This window comes from Aquimarina macrocephali (assembly GCF_051627225.1).
Classification (GTDB): domain Bacteria; phylum Bacteroidota; class Bacteroidia; order Flavobacteriales; family Flavobacteriaceae; genus Aquimarina; species Aquimarina macrocephali.
Genome location: NZ_CP151795.1, coordinates 3,084,817 through 3,096,953, shown reverse-complemented (window position 1 = coordinate 3,096,953; position 12,137 = coordinate 3,084,817). Strand labels below are relative to the sequence as shown.

The window sequence follows — 12,137 nt, the reverse complement described above, 5'->3', positions numbered from 1 at the left end:
AGATAAATGGTACTGTAACATACATCTTCGTTCTTTATTGTAGTGATCAAAAAACCCTGGAAAAAATATCCAGGGGTTTTTTGATCATTATCTTATAATAGGCATCTTACTTTTTCATTCTTTTCCATTCATGAACTCCACCTCCGCCTTTATACTTAACCTTAAGCATATTTGGTTCATCCTCATCAATCCATATTTGGCATTCTGAAATTCTACCATTTTTTATATCTGTAAATTTTCCATTTACATATTTATCTCCTTTTAATCTTAATCCTTTCAAAATGACCAATCCCTCTACATTTTGATTTTTATCAGCACCTTCACATTCATAACAGATCGCATCTCTTTCTGATATACGCATCATCCTTTGTACTGAGCCATACACTTTATTATCTATAATATATAATTGAACGATACTAATAGCGACCCCTGTTTTTTTATCATATGTTTTCCATCTTCCTAGTATAGGGTTAGGTTCATAAGAAGCAAGTAAATCTTCCTTTAATTGTGAATCTATAGGGTTTTCTCCTAACCAAATTTTAAATAAGGCCTTTTTAAACTCTTTACTATTTATTGTTCCCAGTAATTCTTTGTTCTTATAAAGAGTTAATTTTCCTCCTTTAACGTATAAAATTTTATAAATATCAAATTTATCTATTTCATTAGGAAGAAGGTTAAGAAAATCTCTTATTTGGTTTTCTAATAAATAGCTATTACCATCTGTAGCTCTTTCTAAACCATTTCTTATAATATCCTTAAATTCACTATCAGTAATTGAAGAAATAATCTTAATTGTAATAGCCATAGTAACATCTTTTTCTGCTACCATAACTCCATCCTCTACTCCATCTACTTCAAAGTCCAAATATAATGCCATCGCATATAACTTTTCGGTAGATCCTGCACCATTAAGCATTAACTCTGATTCATTAAAAACATCAACATCGTTAAAGCTAATACTACCAACTTTGGTTTGAGCATAAGAAAAAACAGTACTGAAAAATGCTATGTAATAAATTACTTTTCTCATTCTATAATTAGGTTTAGTTCTTTTTTCATAATTGGAACATACAAAAAAAACAGTACAAATTTATAAAAAGTACGTTTATAAGCCTCATCTAGCATGTTTTTCGACAAAAACCGATATTAATCGTTTTCTGACATTTTAACAAATTACGGTTTTACCATAATTTTTTAAGGCCTCGAAAATAGCATTTTTTTTGCGAATAATGCAATTTAATAAGCTAATTTCTAGAAACATACAAAAAAACCCTACCAAATTCAGGGTTTAGCAGGGCTTTTAATATTATTCATTTTTTACTTTTAGATGATTAACATAGCATCACCATAAGAATAAAATTTATATTTTTCTTTCACAGCTTCTTCATATGCTTCTTTAATGAAATCATGTCCTGCAAATGCAGATACCATCATTAATAAAGTAGATTTAGGCGTATGAAAATTCGTAATCATACAATTTGCAATACTAAAATCATAAGGGGGGAAAATAAACTTATTAGTCCATCCTCTAAATTCATTTAACGTTCTTTCTGATGATACCGAGCTTTCGAGAGCTCTCATTACTGTAGTTCCGACAGCACAAATTCTTCTTTTATTTGTTATCCCGTTATTAATGGTATGAGCAGCATTAGCAGTAACATAAGCTTCTTCACTATCCATCTTATGTTTAGATAAATCTTCAACCTCAACAGGGTTAAATGTTCCTAAACCTACATGTAATGTAATTTCTGCAAAATCAACTCCTTTGATTTCTAGTCTTTTCATTAAATGTTTAGAAAAATGAAGTCCTGCAGTTGGAGCAGCAACAGCGCCTTCATTTTTAGCATATATAGTTTGATATCTTTCTTCATCTTCGGGTTCTGCATCTCTTTTAATATATTTAGGCAAAGGTGTTTCTCCCAGATCATTAAGTTTTTGTCTAAATTCATCATAAGAACCATCATACAAAAAACGTAATGTACGTCCTCTAGATGTCGTATTATCTATTACTTCTGCCACCAAACTCTCATCATCTCCAAAATACAGCTTATTTCCGATACGTATTTTTCTAGCTGGGTCAACGAGCACATCCCAAAGTCTTGTTTCTGGGTTTAGTTCACGTAATAAGAATACTTCAATTCTAGCTCCTGTTTTCTCTTTATTACCGTACAGTCTAGCAGGAAAAACTTTAGTATTATTAACAACCATCACATCATTTGGCTCAAAATAATCTATAAGATCTTTAAACTGTTTATGCTCTATGGTTTGATCCTTTCTATTAAGAACCATTAGTCGAGATTCATCTCTGTTTTCAGCTGGATACTCAGCCAATAAATCTTGTGGAAGATCAAAATTGAAATGTGATAGCTTCATTCGTGTTTATTTTTTGAAGGTGCAAATATACAATCTTGGGATAGGGGTTGTCAAGTAAATTATAATATATTTACATATCCAGAGGTACTGTTGCTTAAATATCCCATAAGAAAACCACCTTCAAAGCACTACTTACCTGCTTTAACTCTCTTTACACTTCTGAAATTTTAAATCCTAATTTTTTTAAATCTAACCAAAAATCGGGGTAGGATTTAGAAACAACATTAGCATCTTGAACTTGTAATGATGTTTTAAGCGCAAGAGGTGCAAATGCCATAGCCATACGATGATCATTATATGTTGCTACAGTTACATCTTTTTTTATTGATGTAGAAGACTCTAAACGAAGAGAATTCTCAGTAATATGAACTTGGCCTCCTAGTTTTTCAATTTCATTTTTTAAAGCCTCAAGACGATCTGTTTCTTTTATTTTTAGCGTATGTAAACCAGTAAGATAGCAACCAATACCTAATCCAAAACAGGTTACAACAATTGTTTGAGCGATATCGGGAGAATTGGATAAATCTAACCCATCCTGAAGCATCTGTTGTTTATCTGATACCTTTTTCAAGGTGATTGTATTTTGATCAAAAGTTGTTTCTACTCCCAGGTTTTTGTAAATTTTTGCAAGTTCAGCATCTCCTTGATAGCTCTGTTTTTTATAACTTCCAATAGTGACAGATTTATTATCAGATAGAGCAACAATACTGTAAAAATAGGAAGCAGAACTCCAATCTGACTCTACTACAATATTTTTTGGAGAAATTTCTTTACAAGGTTTAATGGTGATTTTATTGTCTTTAAAATCCCCTTTAATACCTGCATCGTTTAACAAACTTAATGTCATATTAATATATGGCACAGAGGTTACTTTTCCTTCTAATAAAATTTCTAAGCCATTGGGTAAAGAAGAGGCAATTAACATTAATGCCGAAATATACTGACTACTCACATTTGCTTGTAAAGAAACAGAGTTGGTTTCGGGCTGTTTTCCTTGAATACGTATCGGAGGATACCCATGTTCATTTTCATAACTAATTTCACATCCTAATTGCTGCAATGCTTCGACCAATATTTTAATTGGTCGTTCTTTCATTCTTTTACTTCCCGTGAGTACAGTCTCTCTACCATTTTTAACAGCAAAATATGCCGTAAGAAAACGCATTGCTGTACCTGCGTGATGAATATCTACAATAATTTCATCACTATGTAATGCTTTTTGCATTAACTCAGAATCATCACTATTGGATACATTTTTGATACCTATATTAGGGTATAATGCCTGGAGTATTAGTAATCTGTTTGTTTCACTTTTTGATCCCGTAATTTGCAATGTATTGCCTTCTATATTAGGAATGTGTTCTAGTTTCAAATTCATTTTATCGATTTGATTTCCGTTTTCTTAATTCAAAATAATATCCCATGATCATCCCATATATTAATCCTCCTACGATTCGGGATATCATATACCTAATCCATTGTTGATGATTGATTCTTTCTTCTATAAAAGTATCCCAGGTAGAATTACTGTATTGCATAAAATACTCAATACCACTAAAAATAATTATAAAGCTGAATCCTACAAAAAACACAGAGAGCCAGTACCTTTTTGACAAAAGAATTGAAGTGAACATTATTTTAATTTTTCGTTATTATGATGGCGATCATGGTCTCTTTTTGTTTTAACATCCAGCTTTTTATCAAAAGCTTCCTGAAGGTTAATTCCTGTTTGATTAGCCAGGCATAACACTACAAATAAAACATCCGCCAACTCTTCTCCAAGATCTTTATTTTTATCACTTTCTTTTTCACTTTGCTCACCATAGCGTCGTGCTATAATTCTGGCAACTTCTCCTACTTCTTCTGTAAGCTGTGCCATGTTGGTTAACTCATTAAAATACCGTACTCCGTGATTTTTGATCCAATCATCTACAGCACGTTGGGCATCCTGGATATTCATAATTATATTTTTTTAAGAACTACCTGTTCATTTTCTTTTTCAATAACTTGACTATAAAACTCCTTTAATGTTAAATAATATTCAGAAGGGAGAAATGCTACATTAACGGTTTCATTAACAACAACCTGTATCATCCCATTGGCTATATTTGATCTAAATGAAAAAGCACCTATGTTTTCTGGCATTTTAAAACCTCCAGATTTTGGAAGTTCGACTACTTCATACCCTTCGGGAATTTTGATATTTACCATATAGGTATTGGTAAATCCATAACCAAAATCTATCGGGTATTCTCTATCACTAGATTTAAATATATTTTCTTTATCTCTTAAAAATAACAACGGAGAAAAATACATTTCATTTTCGATGGATTCTACCTGGTCGTAAGATATAAAATTAAAGCTTTCGCTAACTCCTTTCCCGGTTTCATTTATACCTTTAACCGTATATTCCTCAATCTCATCCAGGCCAAATCTTTTCTTGAAACGTTTTACTTTACTTTCATCATCCTTTGCTCCATTCTCTACCCTAAAATCATGTGCAAAATAGTCCATATGACGAACATTAAATTTACCTTTTACAACTCCTTCTTTATCAACCTGGCACTGCGCGCTATATCTTTTTAAAGAAGATTTTTTTGGTCTAAGATCTACTCTTTGTGAAGTCCCATTTTTAGAAATTACTCTCCCAGATCCACGAATTACTCTATCTGGTAAAACATTAGGTAAGGCATATCTATCTGTAGCATCTAAATAAACATGACTACCGTCGGCTAATTTTACTCTGGATATCACATAATTAAACCCATCTACAGTAGGAAACATAGCAATAACTCTGTTACTTGCACTTACTAATACAGGGTTAGCATCCAGACCTACAGAAGACAACATTGAAGTGAGCATCAAGTTTATTTCTGCAGAATTACCTGTCTTTTCTTTATACGCTTTTTTAACTCCAACACTTGTACCCACAGCATATGTATCATTCCATCGCATCCTGTTTTTCACATAATTAAATACTTTCATCATCTTGGTTGTCTGATTCTCTGAACGTGATACTACGGCTTTCAAATCTTCTTCATAATAACTTTCCTTTTTTAATTCTTCACCGAAATTACCACTCTTATAAATTGTTTTTGTAACATCTTCCCAGGTTGTAGAGTAGTATTTAATAGGTTCACTTGGCCAATTAACACTAGACAACTCATAGCTTATACTCGAAATATAATTTTTAATATTTCCAGAAAAAGGCTCTATTTTGAAAGCAGGTACATTGGTAGAATTAATCGTATTTTTATTAACCTTATAATCAAGACTCCTCATTGAAGTTGTTGAACTTAATGCTCCTCTAGACCCTCCTCCTGTTCTCGTTCTGGACATTAACGTAACTTTATCATTATGATTAGATTCTTTAACATCTATTGGAAGATATCCTGATGTAAACTTTTTAAATATAAAATATTCTGGAGATTCAACTACTACATCGAGCTTTTTAATTGGTATTTCATATTGCAGATAGATTCTATCCATGTTGTATACAAATGGTGAAATGATTTTATATTTATACTCAATTATCGAGCCTTCTTGTAAAGCTGGCATTGTAAATTTTATTTGATCATAATATTTAGAGTGTTCATTTTTAAAAATTCCATCCTTTTTAAGTTTGGTTTCTACAATTTTATTATCCACCAAACTGTATGTAATTCCTTTTAAACCTACTATTTTTTCATCTTCACTATTTTTATGATACAAAAACACCTCATCTGTCGCATAATCAAACCCATCTTTTTTGTATAATTTTATTCTTTTATACACCTCGGTAATTAGTTGAAAACCCTGAGATTGATTATAACTCATGTGTATATGTTTCTTTTCATAAAGAACGGCTGCATGTGCTGTACTATCGATTGGATATGATTGCTCTGTTAATTCTTCTTTAGAAACTTTTCCATATTTATATTCCTGCGCAAAAACACTTGTAGAAACTATAAGAACAAAGCCCAATAGTAATTTATTTATATTTTTCATTGAGATGGTTATTTATTGTTGTTTTAATGCTATTCTAGATTTATCTATTTTCTTAATTTCGGATCTAAACCTCCTATATTCCTCATATTTTTCTTTCGGAAATGTGCCATCAACTATTTTCAAAAATCGCTTGAATTTAAGTTGCTTATCATCAATTTTTTCGAGTTCATAGGTATATCTACCAAATGCAGTTTCGATAGATTTTTTTTCAGGTAAATTTCCAGCCATATATCCATCGGGTAAATTAATGATGTATTCATCTGTATTTACATACCCTCGTGATATTACCAAAGGTGTTTGTCTGGTATCATATTTAGGCAAATTAATCTGATCTCGACTAAAAAGATTAGGAGATATCAATAAACGACTTCCTACTTTTTTGGCATAAGAGATACAAGAAATTTCTACATCCTCTGTAAATTTGATATCATCTTTATTATCATTAAGTTTTATTTTGCCTATTTCCAGATTATTAATATGCCCCAAAAACTCTTTATAATATAATCTTTGATCTTTTGGCGTTTTAAACTGAATGCTATAGTTCCAATCATATTCAAGCCCTTGCGATTCTCTTTTAATTGTTGCAGACATGGACCTATCGACTTCAAGTTTAACCGTCGCTTTCGTGTGAAGTATATTTTCTTCAGACTGATACTTCTTGGTTCTTTTAATTTCTCCACCTTCAGGCTTTACAACCAATACATTTCTATTATCCGTAAAATCTCCAATAAAATTAAATGGAAGTGTCTGGCTTGTACACTCTAACCACAGGTCTTTATCTTCATCAGGAATATTCAATATCACATGATTCCCTTGCATTGAAGCAAATTCTGAATCAACATCCCTTCTTTCATCTGCATACACTATAGTATAATAAGAAGTTATATTCTGGCTATCTAATAAAGATTTAGTATAGTTTGTTAGTGCCTTACAATCCCCATACCCTAATCTATCAACATCACTTGCCAAAAATGGCTCCCAACCTCCGATACCTAATTGCACACTTATGTACCTAGTTTTATCCTGTACATATTCATAAATCAACTTGGCTTTCTCTTTTTTAGTTTTTGCATCTGCAACCAATTTGTTTATCTTTTCGGTAGTCTCTGGAGGTAATTTATCTCTACCAGATATGAGTTTATCATATTGCCATTTTCCAAAAGATTTCCAGTCTGTTGCTGTACCCTTAACTCCTTCTAATGAGAATTCGTTTAATGCCACCTTTACCATTGGTGCCATATCATTGAGAGAAGGACTATATACTTCGGGTAATCGTGCAGGGATATTAGAAATTGAATACAAAGTTTCCAGATTCGTCTTATTCGTTTCAACTGGATAATCACCAAAATTTGTTTCTCTGTATCTAATTGATATTTTTGATGAATTTAAAATCTTATATTTAGATTTTTCAATACTTAATCTATAAGCCAGAATAGGTCTCCAATGTTTTATAAATGCTGTACTTGAACTTTCTACTTCACTTTCAAATGCAAGTGTATAAGGATAATTCAATGGTGTGTATTCAAAATATTTTATTCTATTATCATTCATCAATGATATCCCATCAGAAACACTTCTATCTTTAAAATCCTTCTTTTTATATTTTTTAATCTCTTTCCCAAAAGAATCATAAACTATGGCTTCTAATTTTCTAATTTTTGTAGATGGGCTATACCCTTCATAAGAATCAGCGTATCCATCTCCATATTTATTAAGTACGGTAACAATTCTTTTGGTTTTTACAACAACAGAATTTACCGATTTTATCTCAATAGTAACCTCTTCAGACCTTACAATAGCATTAGCATTTTTGGTAAGTGTAGAATCCAAGAGTACAGTCTGTAATTTTACATTATCCTGAGCTGAGATTTGCTCAATACAGGATAATGTAAGCACAACCGAAACCAGTAGTATTTTTTGTAACATAAAAATTATTTTAGGGGGTAGTTTATTCTTTGTTTTTTGTGTCTACTGTAATCGTAACAGGCCCATCGTTAAGTAATGATATTTTCATATCAGCTCCAAAAACACCTGTGCCTATTTTCTTTTCTAAATCCAACTCTAATCGCTGTACAAAGTTCTCGTAGAGCGGAATAGCTATTTCTGGCTTTGCAGCTTTAATATAACTGGGTCTATTACCTTTTTTGATACTTGCATGCAATGTAAATTGACTCACAACTATTGCATCTCCATTTATATCCAATATACTTTTATTCATTACACCGGCTTCATCTTCAAATATCCTAAGACGAGATATTTTTCCTGATAACCAATCTATATCCTCTTGTGAATCCTTTTCTTCTATTCCTATTAGAATAAGTAATCCTTGATTCATATTTGATATAACCTTGCCGTCGACACTTACCGATGCCTCAGCAACTCTCTGAATTACTGCCCTCATTTATTCATTATTGTTTTTAAAAAACAAAAGTTATTCTACTTTTTAGATTCAAGTAATTTTTCAATTTCTACTAATCGATCAGATAAAGATTTTAATTCTGTATTCTCTTTTTTAAGTTTTTCAATCTCTTTCTGTTGCTGTATAGTATAAAGGGTCAATTCTTCAATTTTTTTAAGAAGATTCATATCCATTTCGGCTTGCATCACTCCGTTTTCTTCAAATTCTTCTGCTGATGGGATTTCGGGAAGATGACTATTTTTTTTAATGAATTTTTCTACTTCTTCAATAGTTATAAGATTATAATCTTTTTTAAACACATAATCAGGAGCCGGAACATTAAGATCAATTTTCACTTCTTTAGCGTGAATATTTCCATTAACAGTTAATTTCATGTCTGGACTAATTGTTCCTATCCCGATATTTCCATTATTTAAAATTGTCATTTTTTTACTACCCAGATCGGATTGATCTCCAGCCGTTCTAGTTAAAAATGAAATGCCTCCATATGTAGGGTTATTAATATTATATGTATCAAAATCTATATATGAAGAAGGTTTTGTTTTGTCTGGAACATCCCAAGCCCCAAATTTTGTTCTTATATTGGTTCCAATAATATTGTTTGCTGAGTTGGAGGTTATATAATAAAATGGAGAGATTCCTTGAGAAGGATCTATTCGTATATTATAATCACCCTTTATATGTAATTTGGCATCTAGAGGACTAATTATGCCTATTCCAAGCTCTCCATTTTTATAGATTAAATTATTTGCGTTAGTATTGTCTTCAAGTTTTACTTTTTTTTGAGCATTGACTCCAATTATAATTCCAAGTGCTCCAATTAATACTATTATTTTTCTCATTTCTTTTTTTATTTTATAGTCTGCGTATAAGTTGATATGAGACAACGTGTTTTGTTTGCATGTTTTTTCATTCAATTATTACATTAAATAATTCTAAAAATTATTTTAATTAACAACTTTACGGCACAAGTATACAATGTTTGAGTTTCATTTTTCGGAACTGAGAATTTTTTTTTATTTTCTTATCGACTGATTTTGTACAACTTAGAATTTTAATCTATTTTGCTTCTGTGGATTACAAAAATTATTCGTCGTCGTAATTATTTTTTCTGTAGTGTTCTTCTTCTCCTTCAAGAATTTGCAAATAGCTCTTATATCTCGACCAGGCAATTTCTTCGTTATCTAAAGCTTCTTTAACGGCACATTTTGGCTCATTAATATGTAAACAGTTATTAAATTTACAATCTGATTTTAACTCAAAAAATTCAGGAAAATAATCTCCTAATTCTTCTTTATCCATATCAACAACTCCAAAACCTTTAATCCCAGGTGTATCAATAATCTTAGCATCAAAATTAAGATCAAACATTTCTGCAAAAGTAGTAGTATGCAAACCTTGTTGATGTTGATCGCTTATTTCTGCTGTTTTTAATGACAAATCTGGAGCAATCGTATTAACCAAAGTAGATTTTCCTACTCCACTATGACCAGAAAACATACTTACTTTACTTTTCATTATTGCTTTTACTTTGTCTACATTTTTACCTTTTTTAGCAGATATCCCTATACATTCATATCCTATTTTTCTATATATCGCTGCCAGATATTTAATCTCCAAAAGTTCCTCTTCATCATAGGTATCTATTTTATTAAAAAGCAATACCGCTTTAATACCATATGCTTCTGCTGTAACTAAAAAACGATCTATAAAAGTTGTAAATGTTGTAGGATTATTTAAGGTTATTAACAAAAAAACCACATCTACATTTGAAGCAATGATATGTGTCTGTTTCGACAGATTCACTGATTTTCTAATGATGTAATTATGCCTCTCATGAATATATTCGATAACTCCCGTTTCCTGATCGTTATTAGTTTCTAATTTAAAATCTACAAGATCTCCTACAGCCACAGGATTAGTACTTTTGATGCCTTTAATTCTAAATTTTCCTTTTATACGGCATTCGTATACTTTTCCGTTATTAGTTTTTACGGTATACCAACTTCCTGTAGATTTATAAACGGTACCTGTCATAAACACAAAGATGCAAATATTAATATTTGTAGAGGCCTTATTTCTTTTCTTAATTAAAAAGTTTGTACGAAAATTAGTAGAATCTACTATAGAAATATCATTATACTGAAATAGAATTTTTTGACGGTAACGTATAATAAAAAATTATATCATTCAATATCTACTCAAAATAAAACATAAAAACCACTCGTTAGTTTCATAGCGAGTGGCTCTCCTAATATTAATTATCCTTTTACTATTTTTTTCTGATGATTAATAGATTCTTGGTGAATTGCTTTGTAAATACGAAGTATAAATTCTTCACTCAATCCATTTTCTTCTCCTTCAAGAATCATTCTTCCTAGTATTTCGTTCCATCTCTTAGATTGTAAAATAGCAACGTTTTGCTTGGCTTTTGCTTTTCCTATATCATCAGAAATTTTCATTCTTTTTGATAAAATTTCTAGCAATTGATTATCTGCTATATCAATCTTAGCACGTAATTCATCAAGTACTTTTTGATACGCTTCATCTTCTCCTATTTCTTTACGAATCTTTAAATCTTTCATGTACTGAACCAATGTTTCTGGTGTAATTTGTTGTTTAGCATCACTCCATGCATTATCAGGATCGTAGTGTGTTTCTACAATAAGTCCGTCAAAGTTAAGATCCAACGCTGTTTGAGACAGGTCAAAAATCAAATCTCTTCTTCCTGCAATGTGAGAAGGGTCTAAGATCAATGGTAAATCCGGGAAACGGTTTTGTAAATCAATCGGAATCTGCCACTCTGGGATGTTACGGTATTTTGTCTTCTCATATGTTGAAAATCCTCTATGAATTACTCCCAGATTTTTAACGTCTGCAGTATAAAAACGTTCTACAGCGCCTAACCAAAGGGATAAATCAGGATTAATCGGATTTTTTATTAAGACCGGATTATCAATTCCTTTACAGGCATCTGCAATATCCTGAACAATAAAAGGAGACACCGTACTTCTTGCTCCTATCCATAAAACATCAACTCCATGTTCTAAAGCTAATTCTACATGATGTGGATTTGCTACCTCTGTAGCAATCTTCATCCCTGTTTCTTCTTTAGCTCTTTGCAACCACTTTAATCCTAAAGCACCTACTCCTTCAAAATTCCCAGGTCTTGTTCTTGGTTTCCAGATTCCTGCCCGTAATACTGTAGCATCAGAATCTTTAAGTTGATGCGCTATTTTTACCACCTGGTCTTCTGTTTCGGCACTACAAGGCCCCCCGATCACCAATGGGTGATCCAGATTGTAATCATCTAGCCAGTTTCTAAGTTCTTTTTTATTCTCCATTTTTATTTTTTATT

Annotated in this window: 11 protein-coding genes; all 11 read right to left on the bottom strand. The window is 31.5% G+C overall.

Annotated elements, in window-relative coordinates; all coding sequences use genetic code 11:
- Positions 1-106: 106 nt before the first annotated feature.
- Positions 107-1,030: a chalcone isomerase family protein gene (locus tag AAFU52_RS13395; RefSeq protein ID WP_024770686.1), complete on the bottom strand. Its 924-nt coding sequence runs from the start codon at positions 1,028-1,030 to the stop codon at positions 107-109.
- A 293-nt stretch (positions 1,031-1,323) separates the two neighbouring features.
- Positions 1,324-2,373 carry a tRNA preQ1(34) S-adenosylmethionine ribosyltransferase-isomerase QueA gene (gene queA / locus AAFU52_RS13390; protein WP_024770685.1) on the bottom strand — a complete coding sequence of 350 codons (1,050 nt, stop codon included), beginning with the start codon at positions 2,371-2,373 and terminating at the stop codon, positions 1,324-1,326.
- Between the two features lie 151 nt (positions 2,374-2,524).
- Positions 2,525-3,751, bottom strand: a complete 1,227-nt coding sequence (locus AAFU52_RS13385; RefSeq protein ID WP_438422281.1) for a 3-phosphoshikimate 1-carboxyvinyltransferase — start codon at positions 3,749-3,751, stop codon at positions 2,525-2,527.
- A 1-nt stretch (position 3,752) separates the two neighbouring features.
- On the bottom strand, positions 3,753-4,007 hold the full coding sequence (locus tag AAFU52_RS13380; protein ID WP_438422280.1) for a hypothetical protein: 255 nt from the start codon (positions 4,005-4,007) through the stop codon (positions 3,753-3,755).
- Positions 4,007-4,333, bottom strand: coding sequence for a nucleotide pyrophosphohydrolase (locus tag AAFU52_RS13375; RefSeq protein ID WP_024770682.1), 327 nt, complete (start codon positions 4,331-4,333; stop codon positions 4,007-4,009). The genes AAFU52_RS13380 and AAFU52_RS13375 overlap by 1 nt, the downstream gene beginning before the upstream one ends.
- 2 nt (positions 4,334-4,335) lie before the next feature.
- Positions 4,336-6,360, bottom strand: a complete 2,025-nt coding sequence (locus AAFU52_RS13370) for a transglutaminase (protein WP_438422279.1) — start codon at positions 6,358-6,360, stop codon at positions 4,336-4,338.
- A gap of 12 nt (positions 6,361-6,372) precedes the next feature.
- A complete protein-coding gene (locus tag AAFU52_RS13365; protein WP_438422278.1) occupies positions 6,373-8,286 on the bottom strand; it encodes a DUF3857 domain-containing protein in 1,914 nt (637 codons plus the stop codon).
- 22 nt (positions 8,287-8,308) lie between these two features.
- Entirely contained in the window at positions 8,309-8,761 is a 453-nt protein-coding gene (dtd, locus tag AAFU52_RS13360) for a D-aminoacyl-tRNA deacylase (RefSeq protein WP_438422277.1), read from the bottom strand.
- Between the two features lie 35 nt (positions 8,762-8,796).
- Positions 8,797-9,621 carry a hypothetical protein gene (locus tag AAFU52_RS13355; RefSeq protein ID WP_438422276.1) on the bottom strand — a complete coding sequence of 275 codons (825 nt, stop codon included), beginning with the start codon at positions 9,619-9,621 and terminating at the stop codon, positions 8,797-8,799.
- Positions 9,622-9,865: 244 nt separating this feature from the next.
- The gene (rsgA, locus tag AAFU52_RS13350; protein ID WP_024770677.1) at positions 9,866-10,816 is read right to left on the bottom strand and encodes a ribosome small subunit-dependent GTPase A; all 951 of its coding nucleotides are present in this window, start codon (positions 10,814-10,816) and stop codon (positions 9,866-9,868) included.
- Positions 10,817-11,040: 224 nt separating this feature from the next.
- Positions 11,041-12,123 carry a chorismate mutase gene (locus AAFU52_RS13345; RefSeq protein ID WP_438422275.1) on the bottom strand — a complete coding sequence of 361 codons (1,083 nt, stop codon included), beginning with the start codon at positions 12,121-12,123 and terminating at the stop codon, positions 11,041-11,043.
- Positions 12,124-12,137 lie beyond the last annotated feature (14 nt).

Excerpts from the sequence above, each read along its gene's own strand:
- queA (WP_024770685.1), bottom strand. The coding sequence starts at position 2,373 with ATGAAGCTATCACATTTCAATTTTGATCTTCCACAAGATTTATTGGCT.
- AAFU52_RS13370 (WP_438422279.1), bottom strand. The coding sequence starts at position 6,360 with ATGAAAAATATAAATAAATTACTATTGGGCTTTGTTCTTATAGTTTCT.
- dtd (WP_438422277.1), bottom strand. The coding sequence starts at position 8,761 with ATGAGGGCAGTAATTCAGAGAGTTGCTGAGGCATCGGTAAGTGTCGAC.
- rsgA (WP_024770677.1), bottom strand. The coding sequence starts at position 10,816 with ATGACAGGTACCGTTTATAAATCTACAGGAAGTTGGTATACCGTAAAA.
- AAFU52_RS13355 (WP_438422276.1), bottom strand. The coding sequence starts at position 9,621 with ATGAGAAAAATAATAGTATTAATTGGAGCACTTGGAATTATAATTGGA.
- AAFU52_RS13365 (WP_438422278.1), bottom strand. The coding sequence starts at position 8,286 with ATGTTACAAAAAATACTACTGGTTTCGGTTGTGCTTACATTATCCTGT.
- AAFU52_RS13385 (WP_438422281.1), bottom strand. The coding sequence starts at position 3,751 with ATGAATTTGAAACTAGAACACATTCCTAATATAGAAGGCAATACATTG.
- AAFU52_RS13375 (WP_024770682.1), bottom strand. The coding sequence starts at position 4,333 with ATGAATATCCAGGATGCCCAACGTGCTGTAGATGATTGGATCAAAAAT.
- AAFU52_RS13380 (WP_438422280.1), bottom strand. The coding sequence starts at position 4,007 with ATGTTCACTTCAATTCTTTTGTCAAAAAGGTACTGGCTCTCTGTGTTT.
- AAFU52_RS13395 (WP_024770686.1), bottom strand. The coding sequence starts at position 1,030 with ATGAGAAAAGTAATTTATTACATAGCATTTTTCAGTACTGTTTTTTCT.
- AAFU52_RS13345 (WP_438422275.1), bottom strand. The coding sequence starts at position 12,123 with ATGGAGAATAAAAAAGAACTTAGAAACTGGCTAGATGATTACAATCTG.